General features: G+C 72.8%; 22 protein-coding genes and 1 riboswitch. Of the genes, 11 read left to right on the top strand and 11 right to left on the bottom strand.

Annotated elements, in window-relative coordinates; all coding sequences use genetic code 11:
• Nucleotides 1-217 precede the first annotated feature (217 nt).
• Nucleotides 218-712, top strand: a complete 495-nt coding sequence (gene bldD, locus IO39_RS44910) for a transcriptional regulator BldD (RefSeq protein WP_026214021.1) — start codon at nucleotides 218-220, stop codon at nucleotides 710-712.
• A gap of 256 nt (nucleotides 713-968) precedes the next feature.
• Here the strand turns inward: bldD and IO39_RS44905 are convergent, their stop codons facing one another.
• Together IO39_RS44905 and IO39_RS44900 are read right to left on the bottom strand one after the other, a co-directional pair.
• Complete coding sequence (locus IO39_RS44905) at nucleotides 969-1292, bottom strand: winged helix-turn-helix domain-containing protein (RefSeq protein WP_043638551.1); 324 nt, start codon at nucleotides 1290-1292, stop codon at nucleotides 969-971.
• Nucleotides 1289-1741 (bottom strand): hypothetical protein, encoded by a 453-nt coding sequence (locus tag IO39_RS44900; protein ID WP_043638548.1) that lies wholly within the window; start codon nucleotides 1739-1741, stop codon nucleotides 1289-1291. Before IO39_RS44900 ends, IO39_RS44905 begins: the two co-directional genes overlap by 4 nt.
• Nucleotides 1742-2356: 615 nt before the next feature.
• Here IO39_RS44900 and IO39_RS44895 point away from each other — a divergent pair.
• Entirely contained in the window at nucleotides 2357-2875 is a 519-nt protein-coding gene (locus IO39_RS44895; protein ID WP_043638546.1) for an NUDIX hydrolase, read from the top strand.
• A 400-nt stretch (nucleotides 2876-3275) separates the two neighbouring features.
• Here the strand turns inward: IO39_RS44895 and IO39_RS44890 are convergent, their stop codons facing one another.
• From IO39_RS44890 to IO39_RS44880, 3 genes are all read right to left on the bottom strand, one after another.
• Nucleotides 3276-3722 (bottom strand): SAV_6107 family HEPN domain-containing protein, encoded by a 447-nt coding sequence (locus IO39_RS44890; protein WP_043638544.1) that lies wholly within the window; start codon nucleotides 3720-3722, stop codon nucleotides 3276-3278.
• 1038 nt (nucleotides 3723-4760) lie between these two features.
• Entirely contained in the window at nucleotides 4761-4952 is a 192-nt protein-coding gene (locus IO39_RS44885) for a (4Fe-4S)-binding protein (RefSeq protein ID WP_043638541.1), read from the bottom strand.
• A gap of 6 nt (nucleotides 4953-4958) precedes the next feature.
• Nucleotides 4959-6152 (bottom strand): cytochrome P450, encoded by a 1194-nt coding sequence (locus IO39_RS44880; protein WP_043638539.1) that lies wholly within the window; start codon nucleotides 6150-6152, stop codon nucleotides 4959-4961.
• A 97-nt stretch (nucleotides 6153-6249) separates the two neighbouring features.
• Between IO39_RS44880 and IO39_RS44875 the strand changes: the two genes are divergently transcribed.
• Together IO39_RS44875 and IO39_RS44870 are read left to right on the top strand one after the other, a co-directional pair.
• Complete coding sequence (locus IO39_RS44875) at nucleotides 6250-6870, top strand: TetR/AcrR family transcriptional regulator (RefSeq protein ID WP_043638536.1); 621 nt, start codon at nucleotides 6250-6252, stop codon at nucleotides 6868-6870.
• 111 nt (nucleotides 6871-6981) lie between these two features.
• Nucleotides 6982-7548, top strand: coding sequence for a hypothetical protein (locus IO39_RS44870; RefSeq protein WP_043638533.1), 567 nt, complete (start codon nucleotides 6982-6984; stop codon nucleotides 7546-7548).
• Between the two features lie 87 nt (nucleotides 7549-7635).
• Here the strand turns inward: IO39_RS44870 and IO39_RS44865 are convergent, their stop codons facing one another.
• Nucleotides 7636-9372, bottom strand: a complete 1737-nt coding sequence (locus IO39_RS44865) for a hypothetical protein (protein ID WP_157549855.1) — start codon at nucleotides 9370-9372, stop codon at nucleotides 7636-7638.
• 97 nt (nucleotides 9373-9469) lie between these two features.
• Nucleotides 9470-10315: a L,D-transpeptidase family protein gene (locus tag IO39_RS44860; RefSeq protein ID WP_043639662.1), complete on the bottom strand. Its 846-nt coding sequence runs from the start codon at nucleotides 10313-10315 to the stop codon at nucleotides 9470-9472.
• 98 nt (nucleotides 10316-10413) lie between these two features.
• Between IO39_RS44860 and IO39_RS44855 the strand changes: the two genes are divergently transcribed.
• Both IO39_RS44855 and IO39_RS44850 read left to right on the top strand, forming a co-directional pair.
• Nucleotides 10414-10890 carry a YbaK/EbsC family protein gene (locus tag IO39_RS44855; protein WP_043638531.1) on the top strand — a complete coding sequence of 159 codons (477 nt, stop codon included), beginning with the start codon at nucleotides 10414-10416 and terminating at the stop codon, nucleotides 10888-10890.
• Between the two features lie 10 nt (nucleotides 10891-10900).
• Nucleotides 10901-11473 (top strand): GNAT family N-acetyltransferase, encoded by a 573-nt coding sequence (locus IO39_RS44850; protein ID WP_043639659.1) that lies wholly within the window; start codon nucleotides 10901-10903, stop codon nucleotides 11471-11473.
• 302 nt (nucleotides 11474-11775) lie between these two features.
• Here IO39_RS44850 and metF read toward each other — a convergent pair whose 3' ends face one another.
• Nucleotides 11776-12696 (bottom strand): methylenetetrahydrofolate reductase [NAD(P)H], encoded by a 921-nt coding sequence (gene metF / locus IO39_RS44845; RefSeq protein WP_043638529.1) that lies wholly within the window; start codon nucleotides 12694-12696, stop codon nucleotides 11776-11778.
• A 93-nt stretch (nucleotides 12697-12789) separates the two neighbouring features.
• Here metF and IO39_RS44840 point away from each other — a divergent pair, with 93 nt between their 5' ends.
• Entirely contained in the window at nucleotides 12790-13857 is a 1068-nt protein-coding gene (locus IO39_RS44840; protein ID WP_043638526.1) for a polyprenyl synthetase family protein, read from the top strand.
• Between the two features lie 206 nt (nucleotides 13858-14063).
• Here the strand turns inward: IO39_RS44840 and thiE are convergent, their stop codons facing one another.
• From thiE to IO39_RS44825, 3 genes are read right to left on the bottom strand one after another with little or no spacing between them, the layout of a single operon-like run.
• On the bottom strand, nucleotides 14064-14702 hold the full coding sequence (thiE, locus tag IO39_RS44835; RefSeq protein WP_043638524.1) for a thiamine phosphate synthase: 639 nt from the start codon (nucleotides 14700-14702) through the stop codon (nucleotides 14064-14066).
• A complete protein-coding gene (locus IO39_RS44830; protein WP_043638521.1) occupies nucleotides 14680-15054 on the bottom strand; it encodes an Rv2175c family DNA-binding protein in 375 nt (124 codons plus the stop codon). Before IO39_RS44830 ends, thiE begins: the two co-directional genes overlap by 23 nt.
• Nucleotides 15055-15084: 30 nt before the next feature.
• A complete protein-coding gene (locus tag IO39_RS44825) occupies nucleotides 15085-16248 on the bottom strand; it encodes an NAD(P)/FAD-dependent oxidoreductase (protein ID WP_245642625.1) in 1164 nt (387 codons plus the stop codon).
• Nucleotides 16249-16307: 59 nt separating this feature from the next.
• Nucleotides 16308-16425, top strand: a riboswitch (TPP riboswitch).
• Here IO39_RS44825 and IO39_RS53825 point away from each other — a divergent pair.
• The 4 genes from IO39_RS53825 to pknB all read left to right on the top strand — a co-directional run bounded on the left by IO39_RS53825 (nucleotide 16415) and on the right by pknB (nucleotide 20802).
• Entirely contained in the window at nucleotides 16415-17749 is a 1335-nt protein-coding gene (locus tag IO39_RS53825; protein WP_084774589.1) for an FAD-dependent oxidoreductase, read from the top strand. (Overlaps the previous riboswitch by 11 nt.)
• The gene (gene thiS, locus IO39_RS44815) at nucleotides 17746-17946 is read left to right on the top strand and encodes a sulfur carrier protein ThiS (RefSeq protein WP_084774588.1); all 201 of its coding nucleotides are present in this window, start codon (nucleotides 17746-17748) and stop codon (nucleotides 17944-17946) included. The genes IO39_RS53825 and thiS overlap by 4 nt, the downstream gene beginning before the upstream one ends.
• The gene (locus IO39_RS44810) at nucleotides 17939-18694 is read left to right on the top strand and encodes a thiazole synthase (protein WP_043638516.1); all 756 of its coding nucleotides are present in this window, start codon (nucleotides 17939-17941) and stop codon (nucleotides 18692-18694) included. The genes thiS and IO39_RS44810 overlap by 8 nt, the downstream gene beginning before the upstream one ends.
• Before the next feature lie 167 nt (nucleotides 18695-18861).
• Nucleotides 18862-20802 (top strand): Stk1 family PASTA domain-containing Ser/Thr kinase, encoded by a 1941-nt coding sequence (gene pknB, locus IO39_RS44805; RefSeq protein ID WP_043638513.1) that lies wholly within the window; start codon nucleotides 18862-18864, stop codon nucleotides 20800-20802.
• The last annotated feature ends 10 nt before the right edge of the window (nucleotides 20803-20812 follow it).

Genomic DNA, 20812 nt, shown 5'->3' with positions numbered 1-20812 from the left:
GATTCGGCATCTTTTTTCCAATCAGCTTGACCTTAGGCTTCCACCCCTTTACCGTCACTGTGCGTAACCACACCGCGCGGCGTTCTGGGGTAAACCCAGGGCCATGGCTACCGATGGTGCCGAGCCTGGCACCAGACCCCCCGGTGGCCCGGGCATACGCCGCAAGGGAGCACAATCTACTGAGAGCGATACATTACGAGAGCCGGGGGGCCACACGATGCCGTCTGAGTACGCAAAGTCGCTGGGTGCACGACTCCGCGCCATCCGCACCCAGCAGGGCCTGTCCCTGCATGGAGTCGAAGAGAAGTCGCGTGGCAGGTGGAAAGCCGTGGTCGTGGGCTCCTATGAGCGCGGCGACCGAGCGGTGACCGTGCAGAAGCTTGCCGAGCTTGCCGACTTCTACGGGGTGCCCGTCTCCGAGCTGCTGCCGGGCGGCGCCGCCCCCAGCCCGCTCGGGCCGACGCCCAAGCTTGTGATCGACCTCGAGCGCCTCGCGACGCTGCCCAAGGAGAAGGCCGGCGCCCTCGCCAGGTACGCCGCCACGATCCAGAGCCAGCGTGGCGACTACAACGGCAAGGTCCTGTCGATCCGCCAGGAGGACCTGCGCTCCCTGGCGGTGATCTACGACAAGTCGCCCAGCGAGCTGACCGAGGAGCTCATCAGCTGGGGCGTCCTCGACGCCGAGGCCCGCAGGGCCGTCGAGTCGTTCTGAGGCCGTCCTGAGGCCGTTCCGGCCGTCCTGAGGTCACATGGACCTCGGGCCGGCGCGCGGCACACGGCTCACGGCCCCCGTGGTCGCCGCCGTTCCGCCGTACCGCCTGCCTGAGGTCGCCGGTTTGAGACCGTCACTATGAGGTCACCCGCTCGTCCCGATGGGCCCGCCGCATACCGGCGGGCCCATCGGCATTTCACATGCCCCTCGCCCTGCGCCCGCGCCGCCGCCCGCTTCCGGGCTCGTGCCGGGGTCGCTAGAGCGGGTCGGCCGGGGCGGCGGCCGGTGAGGCGCGGGCGACGAGCTGCCGCAGCGCCTCCACGTGGCCGTCGAACGCCCTGCGGCCCTGCGGGGTCAGCATGACCAGGGTGCGGCGCCGGCGGCCGGCGCCTTCCTTGCGGACCTCCGCGTACCCCGCCTCGGCCAGCGTCGAGACCTGCTTGGAGAGCGCGGAGTCGGAGAGCCCGAGGCTCTCCTTGAGAAAGCCGAACTCGGCCCACTCCGTCGCCGCGAGGAGCGCCACCAGCCCCAGCCGGGTCGGCGGATGGATCAGCTCGTCGAAGCCGGCCGGAGTGCTCACGCCGTCGCCCGGCGCGTCAGCTTCCGGAACAGCGGCCCGCTCACGGCGATGAGGACGACCAGCACCACGCCGATGGCGGTGTGCCGCAGCGGCAGGTCGGTCCTGGTCGCCAGCCACATCCCGGCGTAGGCGAGCACGGCGGCGGCCAGCGCGAAGCCGCCGAGCACGGCCCAGAACCGGCCGGTGAGCTGGGACTGGTGCATGACCGCCCGGCCCTGGCGGCCGGCCCTGGTGAAGCAGACCAGGGCGGCGAGCAGGGCGACGCCGAGCATGCCGTTCCGCAGGCCCGCGGACGCGGAGAGGTCCAGCGCCGCGAACCCGGCGATCATCGCGACCGAGCCGGCCGCGTCACAGCCGCGATGCCTGCCGCGCAACGCGCCGTCGATGGCCTGCTCGCGGCGCTTGGCGATCTCGGCGAGCCCTGCCTGAGCGTCATCGGTACGACTCACTTGGTCCCTCCAAAGTTTGACTTGCCTAGTAGGAAAGCTAACACTCGACTTTCCCATTAGGCAAGTCAAAGTCCAGCCATCTCGCCCACCCCCCGATCGCCCACCACCGGCCGCCCACCACCGGCCGCCCACCACCGGCAGGCGGACCAACGCACAGGCACCAGCCACAGCACCTCCGGCACCACCTCACCGACCCCGCGCGCTCAGGGGCCCGCCTCCTGCGCGGAGTGCCAACTCTGGATCTCGCGCCGATCGAGCATTTTCGGCGATGATTCTCGCCATGGGCCCGTCCCGATGGCGGTCATCGGGGAACATCTGGCCCGCCCGGTTGGTTACACCAGTCGTGACCGGTGTGCCCAGTGTCCCCGGGCCTCACCTTTCGCCTTCGCGGACTACCGTTCGGCTGGAGCCGCGTTGTGCCTTTCGCCGAGAGGCGACACGCACACCGGTTCGCATACTTCCACCGTGGGCCCGCCGGACGTGACCGGCGGGCCCACGGTGCTGCCGGCACGATGCCGGGCGAATGCGAATGTGCTTCCGGCGCGATGGCGGCGGAACTTCCGGCGCGATGCCGGCGGATGGGAATTGTCGGTGCGGGCTGACATCGTTTCCGGTGTGGGTGAGCTGGTCGAGCGGGTCGACGATCTGGACCGCGTGGTGGGAGTGGTCGATCGGGGCGAGGCGGTGCGCCGGGGGTGGCTGCATCGCATCGCCACGACGATCTGCCGTGACGAGGCGGGCCGGTTCCTGGTGTCGCGCCGTTCCGACGCCCACTCCCGCTTTCCCGGCCACTACGACGTGCTGGTCGGCGGCGCCACGGACGTGGGCGAGTCGTACGAGGAGGCGGCGGCCCGGGAGCTGGCCGAGGAGCTGGGCGTCGGGGCCCCGGTGCGTTTCCTGTTCACGTTCATGTGCAGGCGGGGGATCAGCCCCATCTGGGTCGGCGTGCACGAGGCCGTCGTCACCGAGCCACTGTCCCCGGACCCGTCCGAGATCGCCTGGTGGAGCTGGATGACCGAGACCGAGCTGGCCAAGGCCATCGACCGGTGGCCTTTCGTCCCAGCCGGCCAGGAGGCCCTGCGCCGCTACCGGTACCCCGGACCCCACGCCGCCGGTCCCCAGCCGCCGCCGTAGATGAGCCGCCGCCCTGCGGCATCCGTGTGCCCATGTAGCGCTTGTGCGCCGCGAACCGCCGTCCTGGTGCCCGTGACAGTGCCCGGACGCCTGGAACGGCGCCCATGTGCCGTACAGCGCCTGTGTGCCCATGTGGAGCGCCGTCGGCCGAGGCGGCGCCAGCCGGGGCAGCATGCACCCACGCCGCACCCTTGCGCGGCATCACCGGCTGGGGCGGCGTGTGTGGGCAGCGTGTAGCCGCGCCGCGCCCGTGCGGGCGGTGGCGCCCTTGGAGGGCCCGCCAAGGGCGGCCGGGGTGTGATCCCGGCGAGAGTGGCCGGGATATCAGCCGACCAGGTGGCGGGGGTGTCAGCCCGCCGTGAACGGCCCGGGTGTCAGGCCGCCAGGGGTGGCCGGGGTGTCAGCCTGCCAGTTGGACGTTCACCGGTAGTTGTGGCTGGGCGGGAAGGCCCAGGAGGTCTTCGATGGTCGAGACGAACGTCTCCGCCTCGGCCAGGATCTCGTCGGCGTCGGCCGCGCTGATCCGGCGCACCACGCCCGCTTCCGCGGCCTTCCGCTTGGCGGCGGTCGTGGCGAAATAGGCGGCCCATTCCGCCAGCTGCGGCTCCGCTTCGGGCAGCAGCTCCCAGGCGCTGCGCAGGCGGCGCCTGCGGCCCTCCATGGGACGGGGACGAGCGGCCAGGAGCGCCGCCGCCGCCCGTAGAGCCGCCAGGTGGGCGGCCACATATCGGGATGCCGGGGTGCGAGCGCCGGTCGCATCCGCCAGGCAGGAACGTGAATCGGTCAGGTGTGCCCGAACCGCAGGCGACAGCCGGGGCCCGGGCGTTTCTCTAGGCCGTGGTGCCATCTTGCGCGCCTCCTTTGGAGTCGTGGGCGGCGGCCGGCGTCGTTGCCAGTGGTGCCAACGATTGCAGACGCCACCGACATTTCCGCCGGGCCGGCCGGACGAGGAGCTTCCCCTCTCCCCGTCCGGCCAGAGCGCGCCCACTCGTCTCCGCCGACGACGAGGACGCACCCTTCGCCCGAGGAGCCTGGTCGCGGGTATCGCTTGGGGAAGCGAACGGCCCGCGACCAGGTCCTGGTGACGCTGAGCCGCGAGCCTCACCGTCACTAGGTCGAACATAATTTCGATCACGCCCCGTTGTCAACCGATCCACGAACACAGGTTCGATGACCATGAAGTGAACGGACCGGCACACGGCCGAAGCAACGAGGTTCGGAGCCCCACGGACACAAAGGGCATCCTCCCCGGATCGGGATACGGTGCCGGTGGAAGGCCCTGTCAGGAGACTGTCAAGACCCCGCCGACGCCCGGCGGCGGCCATGACCCCTTGAAGCGTGGCGCACCGCCAAGCGACCTCGGCGTGCGCGATCCACCCGGACGGGACAAGGCCGAGCGGGCCAGACAGGGCCGGACAAGGCCGAGCGAGGCGGACAAGGCCGAGCGAGACAAAGCCGACCGGGCCAGACGGGACCGGAGAGGGCCGAGCGGGCCGGACAGGGCCGGAGGGGGCCGAGCGGGCCGGACAGGGCCGGAGGGGGCCGAGCGGGCCGGACAGGGCCGGAGGGGCGAGTGGGGCGGGAATCGCGCCAGGGGGGACGTCATGTGTGAAGCGCGGGAGCGCCCCCCGCGAGTGTCCCCTACGGTGCGCCGCGTACGGCGATGTCGCCCGGCGGGGCGCCGCGCTCGCCGCACCGCGCCATGGCCGCACACCGGGGAGCCCTTCCCGGGGCAGGTCCCCAAGGGCCAAGCCGGTGGACGGGATCGGGGCGGGCGAGCCGGAAGTGGCCCGCATCGCGTGGATGCGGGCCCCCGTCGTACGCGGCCGCGGGCGGCCGTTCGCCCCCCGGGGTGAGGACCGTGGTCACCCGGGCCGCGGCAGGGTCAGGAGATCGAGATGGCCCCGGACGGGCACAGGGTCACGGCGCGCCGCACGGCCTCCTCCAGCTCCTGCGGCGGCTCGTCCTGGAGGAGCACGACGATGCCTTCGTCCTCGCTCTGGTCGAACACCTTCGGCACCGTCAGGACGCACATGCCCGCCCCGATGCACACCATTGTATCTGCCTTGATTTCCAAGATGACCTACCAAGTGACAGGGAGGCGGTGCACACCGTAGATGCTCATGTCCGAGCGCATCGGCACCTCCTCCGGTGTTACCGCCAAGCGTAGGCCAGGCAGGCGGCGGAGCAGCGCAGCGTAGGCGATGCGCATCTCGGCGCGGGCGAGCTGCTGGCCCAGGCACTGGTGGATGCCGTGCCCGAAGCCCAGGTGGCCGGTGACGGGCCGGGTGACGTCGAGCCGATCGCCGTCGGCGTAACGGGAGGGGTCGCGGTTGGCGGCGGGCAGGTGGAGGGCGACCGTCTCGCCGGCCTTGATCAGGGTGCCCTCGATCTCGACGTCCTCCACCGCCGTACGGACCGGGCCGAGGTGGATGATCGTGAGGTAGCGCATCAGCTCCTCGACCCCGTTGTCCACCACCGACGGGTCGTCGCGCATGGCGGCGAGCTGGTCGGGGTTGGTGAGCAGCGCGTACGTCCCCAGCCCCAGCATGTTGGCCGTCGTCTCGTGCCCGGCCACCAGCAGCAGGAACGCGACCCCGGTGAGCTCATCGTCGCTCAGCTCCCCGCCCTCCAGGAGCCCGCTCAGCAGGTCGTCGCCCGGCTTGGCGCGCTTGCGCTGGATGAGCCCGTACAGGTACGCCGAGATCCGCCCCAGCGCCCCCCACGCCTCTTCGACGCCGCTCTCCAGGCTGGCCAGCACCTTGGTGTCGACCTGGAACTGGTCGCGGTCCTCGTACGGCACCCCGAGCAGCTCGCAGATCACCAGGGACGGGATCGGCAGCGCGAACTCCTGCACGAGGTCCACCGGCGGCCCCGCGGCCTCCATGGCGTCGAGGCGGGCGGCCGTGATCTCCTCGATGCGCGGTTCGAGCATCTTCATCCGCCGCACCGTGAACTGGCCGGTCAGCAGCCGCCGGTACCGCGTGTGCTCGGGCGCGTCCATGCGCAGGAAGAACCCGGGCGGCACCTTGAACTCCTCACGCAGCTCCCGCGACATCAACCGGGACCCGAGCGGCGGGTGGGAGATCTCCGGCCGGTTGCTGAAGTGCGGGTGCGCCAGCACGGCACGGGCCGCCGCGTGACCGGTGACGAGCCAGCCCAGATGGCCGTCGGCGAACGTCATGCGGTGGATCTCCGCCCCCTGCCGCAACCGCGTGACCTCCTCCGGCGGGTCGAGCGGGCGCTGCCTGGTCATGGGCATGGTCAGTTCGGACATGTTCCGGCTCCTTCCGGCGTTTCCTCTCCAGAAAACATCACCGACTGCAAAACTTCAATGAATGATAAAAACTGAGATGTGCACTATAGTTCCGGACATGGTGGTATCTGGAAGCGTGGGGCTGCGGGAGCGCAAGAAGCAGCGCACGCGCCAGGCGCTGATCGAGGGCGCGCTCCGGCTGTTCAGCGAGAAGGGGTTCGAGGAGACGACGCTCGCGGAGATCGCGGCCGAGGCCGACGTGTCGACGCGCACCTTCTTCAGCTACTTCGCCAGCAAGGAGGAGGTGGTCTTCTACGACACCGGGAGCCGCCTCGACCTGGCCGTCGAGACCCTGGCCGGCAGACGGCCCGGAGAGCCGGTGACCGGCCTGCTGATGCGGCTCGTCGAGGAGAGCCTGCGGCAGGCGGCGTCGTACCAGAACCTCACGTTCGAGCACGCCGAGCTGCGGATGCGGCTCGTCCTGACCGAGCCCGCGCTGCAGGCCAGGGCGCTGCTCCTGCTGTTCGACAGCCAGCTCAAGCTGTCCAAGGCGCTGCACGAGGCGTATGCCGGCGAGCTGAGCCCGGTGGAGGCGTCCGCGGCGGTGGGAGCGCTGGTGGGGGCGATCAAGGTGTCGGTGATCGCGAACCTGGAGCGCGACCGGTCGCTGGACGAGATCCTGACCACGGCCCGGCGGGCGGCGGAAGTGGCCATCGCGGGCCTGCGTTCCCTCGACTGATCCTGAATTCCATGCTCCCCGGCCGGCTCGGGGTGGTGTCGCCGTGGCTCGCCCGGATCGGCGGCTTTTGAGAAGCTGTCTCCCGGAAAGTCGTGGCGGAGAGGAGAGCTGATGTCGGGGAGCGGCCGGGGGCGGCCGGTCGAGCTCGTCCTGCTGGCCCTGGGGCCGGTCCTGGTGGCGGCGTACGCGGGCGCCGGCCATCTGGCCGTCCGCGCGGCGGTGCGGGCGCAGATCGCCGGTCCCTCGTGGGAGGGCGGCCGGATCGACGCCTCGCAGATGACCTCGCTGGGCGTGGACACCTGGCGGCTGACCTGGTGGACGGCCCTGCTCGTCGGCGTGGTGGCGCTGGCCTACGCGGTCATCGGGGCGCTGCTGCGCCGGGGCGGCCGGGGGCGCACGTTGCTGCTGGTGGTCTCGGGCGTGCTCGTCGCCCCGTACGCGCTGGGGTTCCTCGTGGCGCTGGTCAACCCCGTCCGGCTGCTGGCGGGCCTGTACGACTCCCCCGACTTCGCCGGCGGGCTGCCCGGGTGGCAGCCGTACACCGCCTTCCTGCTGGCGGCGGCCGGGCTGGTGCAGGCCGTCGGGCTGGCGATGGCCGCCGCCCGGGGCAAGCGCGCCGCCGCGACGGCCGCCCTCCCCCAGAAGGCCGGGCCACCCCAGACCGCCGACCAGCCCTGACCCCGGGCTCCAGTCCCGGCCCCAGGCCCCGACCCCAGCCCCCAGACCGCCGGTGCAGGCCCGGGCCACCGGAAAGCGCGGCTCGGGCTATCCCGGACGGCAGGCCGGGCCGGTCCACGAGGTCCAGCCCTGCCGGTCCCCGCCGTGCCCGGTGGCGGCCCAGCCGGGCGGCGGCGGCGTGCCGGGCGGCACGATCGCGGTGCAGACGCCCGGCGGGGGCGTGCCGCGGAAGCGCTCCAGCTCGGTCCACCACACCCGGTACGCCAGCGGCACCCACACGTTCCACCTGACCCTCTCGTCCACGGCCACCCGCCCGGGCCCCGGCGCGGGCAGCCAGTCGGGACCCGGCGCCGGCGGGGCCGCGGGCGCCAGGTGCGCGGCGAACGCCAGGTGGATCAGCCCCAGCCCGCCCACGACCAGCGCCGGGGTGCGGCGGGTGGCGAGCAGCGCCGTGCCCGCCAGGCAGGCCAGCAGGACCAGGGCGGTCAGGGAGGCGGTGACCAGGTCGAGCGAGTCGCGCACCCCGCTGAGGAAGATCACCTCGGGGAAGTCGAACGCGATGAAGGCGTAGCGGTGCAGCCGGTCCCCCGCGTACCAGGCGGCCGTGCCGCCGCTGACGGCGAGCAGCCCGGCGGCGGCGAGCGCGTGCCACGCCACCGCCCGGCGGCCGCCGCGCAGCAGCACCAGCAGCCCGGCCAGCGTCCAGGCCACCGCGACGCAGGCCAGGTAGCGCCCGTAGGCGTAGTTGCCGACGCGGTGCTCGTCCGGCAGGGCGGCCGAGGAGGCGTACGCGATGCCGAGCGTGGCCGCCAGCAGCGCCCCGGCCAGGACCCGGTGCGGGAGCGGCGCCGAGCGCCGGGCCAGCACGGCCGCCGCGCCGGCCAGCCCGACGCCCGCCAGCCCCCAGGTGCCGGCGATGAGGTACCAGAGCTGCCCGGCCGCCCCCGACAGCGCCCACGCCTGCCCCTCCAGGCTCGTCAGCCGGGTCAGCAGCAGCCCGGACAGGTCACGCGGCCCGCCGGCGTACAGGGCGGCCCGCAGCGCCCCGTTGAGCGCCTCGCCGGCCACCGCGCCCGCCACGGCGCTCGCCGCCGTCGCGATCACGGTCGCACGCGGCAGCCGCCGGAACAGGACCGCCACGACCAGCAGGCACACCGCGACGATCACCGTCCCGCGCAGGTGCGTGGCCATCGCGTACGCCGCCACCCCGCCCGCCACCGCGCCCGCCACCGCGCCTGCCACTCCGCCCGCCGCTCCGCCCGCCACCCCGCCTGCCGCTGTCCCCGCCCGGGCCGAGCCGCGGGCGGCCAGGTCGTGCAGCGCGACCAGCCAGCCCAGGACGAGCACCGGCAGGATCGCGTCGGCCAGCGCGTACCCGGAGAAGACCAGCAGCGAGGGCGACAACCCGGCCGCGAACGCCACCGGCAGCGCCGTGCGGGGCCGCAGGCGCAGCCGCCGCAGCAGCAGGTACGCCATCGGGTACGCCCCGCTCACCGCCACCGCCCCCACCACGACCGCCAGGCGGTAGGCGGTCGCCGGGTCGGAGGTCAGCCAGAAGATCGGCGTGAGCAGCAGCGCGTATCCGGCCTGGTAGAAGGTCGAGCCGGACAGGTCGGCCCCGGCCCCGCCGGCCAGCCACCGGGCGGCGAGGAGGTAGCCGGTCTCGTCCGGGTTCGCCACGGGCCCGAGGTGGTAGCGGTTCAGCCACAGGCGCAGCGCCACCTGCGCCACGAAGCCGGCGGCGAGCAGCCACCACAGCCAGGCCCCGCTCCGGGCCGGCGCATCGGCCGGAGCGGGCCTGCGGACCATCGTTGCCGTCGTCATGAGATTCCCCCAGAAAGATCTGGAGGAAGCCCACCAAAAACCGGATAACCCGCCCGTCACCGCATCCGGTTATGCGCGCGTTATACGTCCAGCCCGGTCAGACGCCGGCGAACCTGCCCTTCACGTGCACGGGCACGCCCTTGCCCAGCTTCCCGGGCAGTTCCTCGGCCACGTTCATGGGCATGCGCACGCACCCGTGCGAGGCCGGGTGGAGCGGCACCGACAGCGCGCCGTGGAAGGCGATGCCGCCGTTGAAGAAGATCGGGTTGTACAGCTCGCCCAGGTATGACTTGTGCCACCCGCTCACCCGCCACGTCGTGCGGTAGTTGCCCGTCGGGGTGGTGGCCGAGCCGCAGAAGCGCTGCTTCTTGCCCTGCCAGGTGGTGGTCTCGCAGTAGGGGACGCCGCTGCCGGAGGAGATGTGGGTGATCAGCTCGGGCCGGCCGCCGACGTACAGGACCATGATCTGCTTGGTGAGGTTGACCTCGGCGCGGGTCGGCCTGCCGCCGGGCGCCAGGATCTTGGGCGCGCGCGGCGTCTCCAGGGCCTGCCAGGTGCGCTTGGCGATGGTGCTGGTCGGCGCGATGCCGTTGACCTTCTGGAAGGCCCAGACCGCGGCCAGCGTGGTGCCGCCGTACTGGCCGTCGATCTTGCCCGGCCGGTAGCCGAGCTCGGTCAGCCGCCGCTGCATCCAGGTGACGTGGCGGCCCTTGGCGCCCAGCCTGAGCGTCTTGCGCGGCGCCGTCACGGGGTCGGGCGCGACGTTCCTGCCCGCGGCGGCGGGGGGCGCGGGCGTGGCGGTGGCCGGAGCGACCGCCTTCGTCGCGGGAGAAGCGGCGGGAGACGCGTCCGTACGCCACTCCGCTCCCGCCCCGCAGCCCGAGACGACGACCGCGCCGGCCGTCAGGAGAGCAGCCACCCCGGGCAGCCGTCGAACCCGCACGCGTACCACCTCTCACCTTCTTCACGAACAGATCAGAGGACCCTATACCACTCACCACGAATGGGTAATCGATGCGTCAATCTGTTTAGAGTGTCCCCATGTCTGAGAAGTTGCCTGCGAACGCCCTCGTCGTGGAGTCCGCGCTGCGTGCGCTCGGAGCCACCGGCGAGATCGTGGTCCTGCCCGAGAAGGCCCCCACGGCCGCGACGGCGGCGGCCCAGCTCGGGTGCGAGGTCGGCGCCATCGCCAACAGCCTGATCTTCGACGCCGACGGCGCCCCGCTGCTGGTGCTGACGAGCGGCGCGCACCGCGTGGACGTCGAGCTGATCGCCCGCACGGCGGGCGTCGAGCGGGTACGCCGGGCCACCCCCGAGTTCGTCAGGCAGGCCACCGGCCAGCCGATCGGCGGCGTGGCCCCGGTCGGCCACCCGGCCCCCGTGCGCACCCTGGTGGACACCTGGCTGAGCAAGCACGAGGTGGTGTGGGCCGCGGGCGGCCATCCGCACACCGTGTTCCCGACGACGTTCGACGAGCTCGTGCGCATCACCGGGGGCACGCCGGTGGACGTCGAGTAATGTGCGACGGGTGATCGAGTTTCGCGGGGCCGGGCCGGCCGAGTTCACCGAACAGCTGGAGACGGTGATCGACATCTACACGGCGGCCATGGACCCCCCTGAGGAGCAGATCACCGGCCGCAAGACCATCATGCGCAATCACGCGACATATCCCTATTTTCAGTGCTATTTCGCGGAATTGCGCGATTCATCCCCAGATTTCGCTGCCCCGGAACCCCGGATCGTCGGCTTCGCGTACGGCTTCCGGGGCGCGCCCGGCCAGTGGTGGCACGACGTCGTCCTGCGCGGGCTGGTGGACGAGCTGGGCCAGGAGGCCGCCCACGCCTGGCTGGGGCACGCGTTCGAGCTGGCCGAGATCCACGTGCACCCCGCCTACCAGGGCAAGGGCATCGGCCGCGCCATGATCAAGACGCTGTGCGCGGGCCGCCGCGAGCGCTCGGCCGTGCTGTCCACCCACGACCGGCCCACGGCCGCGCGCCACCTCTACGCCAGCATGGGCTTCACCGACCTGCTGACGAGGTTCGTCTTCCCCGGCGGCCACGAGGAGTACGCCATCGCGGGCCGCCCGCTCCCCCTGACCTGAAGGGCGCCGGCAGGCCCGCTCCCGGCCGAACGCAAAGTCACCCATGGTAAAGCCGTGACCTGTGGGTTTGCCACGCCTGACGCCGGGCAGGAAACATGACAGAAAGTAACTGACCCTTTACCCGTCGGCTGCTTGCCCCTGCCCGTCACCCGCCCGGTCCCCCTGCGGACGGGTGGCGGGCACCCCATCGGGAAAGCCCGGCACCCCGCACGGCAAGCTTCGCTCTCCTCGGGGCGGCGGGCCCGCACGGCAAGGCCCGCCCTCGCGGGGCGCGGGCCCGCGCGGGATGCCCGCCCGCCGGGTCAGGCCGACAGCGGCACCCGCTCCAGCCGCTGGAACACCTCGCGAGACGCGCTCGACCGGTTGAACGTGATGAAGTGGATGCCCGGCGCGCCCTCGTCGAGCAGCCGCTGGCACAGCTCGGCGCCGTGGTCGATGCCCAGCCGCCGCACCGCCGCCGGGTCGTCCTTGACCGCCTCGAACCTGGCCGCCAGCTCGGGCGGGAACGGCGCCCCCGACAGCTGCTCCGACCTGGCGATCGTGCTCATCTGGGTGACCGGCATGATGCACGGGATGATCGGCGTGTCGCAGCCCTGGGCCGCCACCCGGTCCCGCAGCCGCAGGTAGTCGTCGGCCTGGAAGAACATCTGGGTGATCGCGTAGTCGGCCCCCGCCCGGCACTTCTGCACGAAGTATTCGGTGTCGGACTCGATGGACGGCGAACGCGGATGCTTGAAGGGGAAGGCCGCCACGCCGACGCAGAAGTCGCCGGACTGCCGGATCAGCCGCACCAGCTCCTCGGCGTAGAGGACGCCCTCGGGGTGTCGCACCCACTCGGCCATCGGGTCGCCGGGCGGGTCGCCGCGCACGGCCAGGATGTTGCGCACGCCGGCGTCGGCGAAGCGCCCCACGAGGTGGCGCAGCTCGCGGATCGAGTGGTTGACCGCGGTGAAGTGGGCCACCGGCGTGAGCGTGGTGTCGTGGGCGATCCGCTCGACGATGTCGACCGTGCGGTCGCGGGTGGAGCCGCCGGCGCCGTACGTCACCGACACGAAGGTCGGCCGCAACGACTCCAGCTCCCTGATCGCCCGCCAGAGCTGCCGCTCGCCCTCGTCGGTCTTCGGCGGGAAGAACTCGAACGAGAACGACCGGCCACCGGAGGCGAGCATCTCGCGGACGGTGGGAACACGATCGGGCCGGATGGAGGATCGACCAAGCGCCATGGCCCAAGGGTACCGCCCCGGCCATCGGCGCCTCCCTTCCAGAGAGCCCACCTGGAGATCCGGGCCTCCGGTGGCGGCCACTAGTCTCATGGCATGACCACTCACGCCGCCGCCATGGACACCCTGCGCGCGCAGGTGGAGCGTGCCCTCTCCGAGTTCGTCGAACGACAGCTGCCCGAGGGCGGCGACCCCGAGTTCGCGCCGCTGCGCGCGGCCGCCGACGACCTGCTGTCGGGCGGCAAACGGCTGCGCCCGGCGTTCTGCTACTGGGGCTGGCGCGGCGCCGGCGGCGCCGACGTGCCCGGCATCTTCACCGCCGCGGCCTCGCTGGAGCTGCTGCAGGCCAGCGCGCTGGTGCACGACGACGTGATGGACAAGAGCGACCTGCGCCGCGGCATGCCGTCGGCGCACCGCCGCTTCCAGACGATGCACGAGAAGTCCGGCTGGTACGGCTCGGCGGAGCAGTTCGGCGAGGGCGCGGCGATCCTGCTGGGCAACCTGCTGCTGATCTGGTCGGGCGAGATGTGGCGGGCCAGCGGGCTGCCGGGCGAGGCGATCGAGGCCGCCCAGCCCGTCCACGACCACATGCGCACCGAGCTGATGTGCGGCCAGTACCTCGACCTGCTGGAGCAGGCGCACGGGGAGAACACGTTCGAGTCGGCGCTGCGGGTGGCCCTCTACAAGAGCGGCAAATACTCGGTGGAGCAGCCGCTGCGGCTCGGCCTGGTGCTCGCCGCCCGCGGCCTGGCGCCGTGGATGGACGAGCTGTGCACCGCGTACGGCCGCCGCGTCGGCATCGCCTTCCAGCTCCGTGACGACATCCTGGGCGTGTTCGGCGACCCGGCGCAGACGGGCAAGCCGGCCGGGGACGACCTGCGCGAGGGCAAGCGCACGATGCTGGTGGCCCGCACGCTGGCCGCCGCCTCCCCTTCCGAGGCCGCGACGGTGCGGCGGCTGCTGGGCGATCCCGGGCTGGACGAGCGCGGGATCGAGGCGCTGCGGCAGATCATCGAGGACACGGGCGCGCTGCGGGAGTGCGAGGACCTGATAGGCGACTATCTGGGCGAGGCGCTGGCGGCGCTGGAGTCGGCCCCGCTCACGGCCGACGCCCGCACGGCGCTGGCCGACCTCGCCATCGCCGCCACCTCGCGCAAGACCTGACCGGACGCGGCGGCCGCCGAACGCGGCCCTCCGGGCTCGCCTGCGCGCAAGACCTGACCGGACGCGGGCCGGGCCGCCACCAGGCCGGGCCGGGCCGCCACCAGGCCGGGCCGGGCCGCCACCAGGCCGGGCCGGGCCGCCACCAGGCCGGGCCGGGCCGCCGGCGATGAGGAAGGCGCCCGCCGGTGAGGCGGGCGCCTTCGGGGTCAGCCTGCCGCGAGGCGCTTGGCGAACTCCGCCGCCGCCGCGCCCGGGTCGTCGGCGTCGGTGATCGCGCGGACGACCACCACCCGCCGCACGCCGCAGGACATGACCTCGTCGAGGTTGGCGAGGTCGATGCCGCCGATCCCGAACCACGGCCGCGAGGTCTCCAGCGCCGCCGCGTGCCGCAGCAGCGACGGGCCGGGGGCGTGGCGGCCGGGCTTGGTGGGCGTGGGCCAGACGGGGCCGCAGCAGAAGTAGTCGACGCCCTCCTCCACGGCCGCGGCGGAAGCCTCGGCGGCGGAGTGGGTGGACCGGCCGATGACGATGTCGTCGCCGAGTATCTCTCGCGCGACCGTCACGGGAAGGTCGTCCTGCCCCAGATGGAGCACGTCGGGCCGGGCGGCGTAGGCGATGTCCGCCCGGTCGTTCACGGCCAGGAGCTTGCCGTGCCGGTCGCAGGCGTCGCGGAAGACCTCGAGGAGCGCGAGTTCTTCGCGCGCCTCCAGTCCCTTCTCCCGCAACTGGATGATGTCCACGCCCGCGGCCAGCACCGTATCGAGGAACTCCGCCAGATCGCCGCGGTCGCGGCGGCCGTCTGTGCAGAGATAGAGGCGGGCGTCAGAAAGCAAGGGCTTGGGCACGCCGCTTGACCTCAGTGTGACGCCCGGCCTTGATCGCCTCGATGGGCGACCCCGGCAGGGATTCGTCGGGGGTGAAGAGCCAGCGCAGCGCCTCGACGTCGTCGTATCCGGCGTCCTGCAACACGGTGAGTGTGCCGGGCAGGCCCTTCATCACGTCCTTTCCGTCGAGGAACACCGCGGGCACCTGTGGCCCGCCGCTGCCCCGGCGCACGCCGAGGAGCTTGTGATCCCGCAGGAGCTGCTTGGCCCTCCCGAGTGGAAGGTCGAGGCGCGAGGCCACTTCGGGGAGTGTCAACCACTCGTCGACGAGCTGGTCGGTCTCCCGGTCGATCTGTGCAACAGAAAGCGTCACGAAACCACAACTACCACATGCCGTGCTTGCTCAAACAACACAATCCCGTAGGGGTACTTGTGGATCTACCAGGCGTTCCGCGTCGAGGCGGGCGCCGGAGGCGATAAGCCTGCGGCCCTGGACGTAGTCGCGCGGCCGGTCCACGGCGAGCACCGCGGCGACGACGTCGCCGGGGCCGAGCCAGACGGCCGACCACTTGTCGTCGGGCTCGCCCCGGTAGACGAGCCGCTCGCCGGCGGGGTGATGGCCGGTGTACTGCATCATGTGCCCGAACTGCTCGGACCAGAAGTACGGCACCGGGTCGTAGACCGCCTCCTCCCCCAGCAGCGTCGCGGCGGCGACCTCGGGGGCGTTGAGCGCGGTGTCCCAGTGTTCGACCCTGAGCCTGGTGGCCCAGCGGCGCGACCACCAGGCGGCGCAGTCGCCGACCGCGACGACGCCGGGCAGCGAGGTGCGCAGGTGCTCGTCGGTGACGACGCCGTTGTGCAGGTCGATGTCGGCGTCGGCGAGCCATTCGACCGCCGGGCGCACGCCGATGCCGGTGACGACGACGTGGGCCGGCACGAACTCGCCGCCCACCAGCCGCACGCCGCCCTCGTCGACGGACTCGACCATGGTGTCGAGCCGCAGGTCGATGCCGTCGTACCAGCGCTCGGTGCGGGCGCCGATCTCGGTGCCGACGGCGGTCGCCAGCGGGGTGGCGGCGCTCTCGATGACCGTCACGGAGCAGCCGGCGCGGCGGGCCGCGGTGGCGACCTCCGCGCCGATCCAGCCCGCGCCGATGACCGCGACGTGGGCGCCGGGCACGAGCACGGCGCGCAGCTCGTGGGCGTCGTCGAGGGTGCGCAGCAGGTGCTGGGGGCCGTCGCCCGGCAGCCGGATCGGCTCGGCGCCGGTGGCGATGACCAGGCCGTCGTAGGGGACCTCGCCCTCGGTGGTCTCCACGACGCCGGCGCGCAGCGACTTGGCGGCCACGCCCGGCCAGAAGCCGACCTCCAGGGCATCGAGGTCGGTGTCGACGAAGCTGGTGTCGGCCTCGCCCTTGAGCACCGCCTTCGACAGCGGCGGCCGGTCGTAGGGGCGATGACGCTCCTCGCCGATCAGCGTGATGCGGCCGGTGAAGCCGCGCCCGCGCAGGACCTCGACAGTGCGCACCCCGGCCAGGCCCGCTCCCACCACCACGACATGGTTCACGGTCACGACCATAACGGGGCCGGTGCTCGAACGCCGCATCGAGGCCGTAGGCTGTGGATCGTAAGACGCGCGGGAGTCCGGCCGTATACCGGGCTGAGAGGAAGGCTTTGCCGGGCCTTCGACCGCAAGACACCTGATCCGGATCATGCCGGCGAAGGGAGCGCATGTGGATGTGATCGTGGGCGGCGGAGTCGTCGGGCTGTCGGTGGCGTGGCGGCTGGCGCGCCAGGGGCGGCCGGTCACCGTGGTCGACCCGGCCCCCGGCAGGGGGGCCTCCTACGCGGCGGCGGGCATGCTGGCCCCGGTCAGCGAGGTGACCTACACCGAGACGCCGCTGCTGCGGCTGGGGGTGGCCGCGCTGCGCCGCTGGCCCTCCTTCGCCGCCGAGCTGGCCGCCGACTCCGGGCTCGACCCGGGTGGCGACCCCGGCGGCGGTCCCGCGCGGACGCTCGACCTGCGCTCCGACGGCACGCTCGACGTCGCCTACGGGGCCGACGACCTGGCGGCGCTGGACGAGCTGGCGGCGTACATGGACAAGCTGGGGCTGCCGGTCGAGCGGCTGACCGGGCGCGAGTGCCGGCGGCTGGAGCCGATGCTGGCCCCGTCGGTGCGCGGCGGCCTGCTGGCGGCCGACGACGCGTGGGTGGATCCGCGCCGCGTGACCGCGGCCCTGCTGGCCGCGCTGGAGCGGCGGGGCGTGCCGGTGGTGCGGGCCCGCGTGAGCGAGCTGCTGCGCGAGGGCGGCCGGGTCGCAGGCGTACGCCTCGCGCCCCCGTCCCCCGGCGGCCGTGACGCGTCCCCGTCCCCCGGCGGCCGTGACGCGTCCCCGTCCCCCGGCGGCCGTGCCGGTGGCGCGCCCGGCCCGGGGAGCGGCGCCACCGGCTCCGGCGGCGTCCATGGCTCAGGCGGCGTCGAGAGCTCAGGTGACGTCGAGAGCTCAGGTGGCGTCGAGAGCTCAGGTGGCGTCGGCGGCCTCTCGGAGCTGAGGGCCGAGCGGGTCGTCCTGGCGGCGGGGGCGTGGAGCTCCGGGCTGGCCGAGGTGCCGGTGCGGCCGGTCAAGGGGCAGATCATGCGGCTGCGCTCCCCGCGGCCGCTGCTCACCCGGTGCGTACGCGGCACCGTGCACGGCTCGTCGGTCTACCTCGTCCCCCGGGGCGACGGCGAGCTGGTGGTCGGGGCCACCCAGGAGGAGATGGGGTTCGACACCAAGGTGACCGCGGGCGGGCTCTACGAGCTGCTGCGCGACGCCAGGGAGCTGGTGCCGGGCGTCACCGAGCTGGAGGTGGCCGACGTGGTGGCGGGGCTGCGTCCGGGCACCCCGGACAACCTGCCGCTCATCGGGCCGGCCGCGACCCCGGGGCTGGCGTACGCGACGGGGCATCACCGGGGCGGCGTGCTGCTGGCCCCGGTCACGACGGCGATCCTGCTGGGCGAGCTGCCGGGCGAGGAGAGCGAGCTGGCCGCCCTGTGCGCGCCTGGGAGATTTCAGGAAATTTCATGATTGTTACCATCAACGGGGCCGCTCACGAGGTGGCCGACGGCATGACCGTGGCGCAGGCCGTACGCACGCTGACCACGGCCACCACCGGTGTGGCCGTGGCCGTGAACGACGAGGTGGTCACGCGCGGCACGTGGGAGACCACGGCGCTGAGCGACCGTGACCGCGTGGAGGTTCTGACGGCGGTGCAAGGTGGATGATCTCATCATCGCCGGGGAGAAGTTCTCCTCCCGGCTCATCATGGGCACCGGCGGGGCGCCCTCGCTGGAGGTGCTCGACCAGGCGCTGGTGGCGTCCGGCACGGAGCTGACGACGGTCGCGATGCGCCGGCTCGACCCCGGCGCCCGCGGCTCGGTGCTCGACGTGCTGCGCGAGCGCGGCATCAAGGTGCTGCCGAACACCGCGGGCTGTTTCACCGCGGGCGAGGCCGTGCTGACGGCCCGGCTGGCCAGGGAGGCCCTCGACACGAACTGGGTCAAGCTGGAGGTCATCGCCGACGAGCGCACGCTGCTGCCCGACCCGATCGAGACGTTCGACGCGGCGGAGCGGCTGGTGGCCGACGGGTTCGTGGTGCTGCCGTACATCGGCGACGACCCGGCGCTGGCGCGGCGGCTGGAGCAGGCGGGCTGCGCGGCCGTGATGCCGCTGGGCGCGCCGATCGGCTCCGGGCTGGGCATCCGCAACCCGCACAACATCGAGCTGATCGTGGAGGCCGCCTCCGTGCCGGTGATCCTCGACGCGGGCATCGGCACGGCCAGCGACGCCGCGCTGGCGATGGAGCTGGGCTGTGACGCCGTGCTGCTGGCCACGGCCGTCACCCGCGCGCAGCGGCCCGACCTCATGGCCTCGGCCATGCGGCAGGCCGTGACGGCCGGACGGCTGGCGCGGCAGGCGGGGCGCATCCCGCGCCGCCGCTACGCCGAGGCGTCGTCACCGATGACGCCGTGAGCCGGGGTCACCGATGACGCCGTGAGCCGGGGTCACCGATGACACCGTGACGAGAGTGACCCCTGGTCAGTGCCGCCGGGAGCGGGGACGTTCCGACGAGAACGTCTCCGCATCGGTTTCGGGCGGCGAGGCCATGCCGGGGCCAAAACGCCCGTAAACTCAGCGGGGTGGATACGACGACTGCGGACCCCCTGGTCGGGCGGCTCCTCGATGGGCGCTACCGCATCGAGAGCCGGATCGCCCGGGGCGGTATGGCGACCGTCTACCTCGCGCTGGACATCCGGCTCGACCGGACGGTGGCGCTGAAGGTCATGCACCGCTCGCTCGCCGAGGACCCTGCCTTCGTCAGGAGGTTCATCGGCGAGGCCAAGTCGGTTGCCAGCCTCTCGCACCCCAACGTGGTGCACGTCTTCGACCAGGGCACCGACAACGACGTCGTCTACCTGTCGATGGAATACGTCCCGGGCCGCACCCTGCGCGACATCCTGCGCGAGCGAGGCAGGCTGCCCGCCCGGGAGGCCCTGGAGATCATGATCCCGGTGCTCGCCGCGCTCGGCGCGGCCCACCAGGCCGGCATGGTCCACCGTGACGTGAAGCCCGAGAACGTCCTGATGACCGACGACGGCCGGGTCAAGGTCGTCGACTTCGGCCTGGCCAAGGCCATCGAGGCGACCAACCAGACCCGCACCGGCGTGATGATCGGCACGATCGGCTACATGGCGCCCGAGCAGGTCATCACCGGCGCCGCCGACGTGCGCAGCGACGTCTACGCCGCCGGCATCATGCTGTTCGAGCTGGTGACGGGGCAGCAGCCGTACGACGGCGAGACGCCCATGTCGGTGGCCTACCGGCACGTCCACGACACGGTGCCGGCGCCGTCGTCGCTGGTACCCGAGGTGCCGCCGCTGATCGACACGCTGGTGGCGGGCGCGACCGCGCGCGAGCCGCAGCACCGCCCCGCCGACGCGACCGCGATGCTCGTGGCGGCGGTCGACGCGCACCGCATGCTGCCGCGCACCACCACGCCGCCGGGCACCGGCCCGGTGATGCCGCCGTCACGGCCCCAGACGTTCGGCATGCCGTCGGGCGCGCAGTCGGTGCCGCAGGCCGCCGCCCCCGCCCACACGATGGTCGCCCCCTCCCACACGCTGATCCAGCCGCGGGCCGAGGCGCCGGAGCCGCGGCGCGGGTTCCGGCCCAACTGGTTCCTGGTGACGCTGGCCGCCGTGCTGGCGGTGGCGGTCGGGCTGACGGGGTGGTATTTCGCGCAGCCCGAATACGTCAAGGTGCCCGACCTGGTCGGCAAGAACCTGGTGGTCGCCGAGAAGAACCTCGCCGGGGCCGGCCTGCTGATGCGCAAGGCCGAGGGCCAGTACGACGAGAAGGTGGCCGAGGGCCTGATCCTCAGCACCGACCCGGTGGCCGACTCCGAGCTGGAGAAGGGCTCGACGGTCACGCTGGTGCCCTCGCTGGGGCCCGAGCGCATCGTGGTGCCCGACGTGTCGGGCCTGACCGGCAACAGCGCGCGGGCCGAGATCGCCAAGGCGGGCCTGACGGTCGGCAACGTCAAGCGCCTGCCCAGCCAGGAGATCGAGCGCGACAAGGTGATCCGCACCTCGCCGATGGTGGGCGAGAAGGTCAAGAAGGGCGCCACGGTCCACATCTTCGTCAGCGCCGGGCTCGTCATGCCCGACGTCGCCGGCATGCCGAAGGACCAGGCCGCCGACTTCCTGAGCAAGCAGGGCTTCCAGGTGCAGGTCACCGAGGTCGACGACGACGCCGAGCCGTGCACGGTCATCGCCCAGTCGCCCAAGGCCAAGTCCGAGGTCGACAGGGGCGCGCCGGTCATGGTGACGGTGGCGCGGTGCCAGGCGGACATCTGGGAGTGGTTCCGGGGCGACGATGACGACGAGGACCGCGAGGACCAGCCGTTCGGCATGGTGCCCGGGGTGATTGGGAAGAACGTCAACGACGCCAAGGCGGAGCTGGAGGCGCTGGGCTTCAAGGTGCGGGTGCAGCGGCTGGGCAACGGCGGCGTGGTGCAGTACCAGCGGCCGGTGCCCAACAGCCGGCGGCCGGTCGGCAGCACCGTCTTCCTCTGGCAGTGAGCGGGCCGCC

The organism is Nonomuraea candida, from assembly GCF_000725485.1.
GTDB lineage: Bacteria > Actinomycetota > Actinomycetes > Streptosporangiales > Streptosporangiaceae > Nonomuraea > Nonomuraea candida.
The sequence above is the reverse complement of the archived record's forward strand: the minus strand, read 5'-3'. Positions and strand labels throughout refer to the sequence as shown.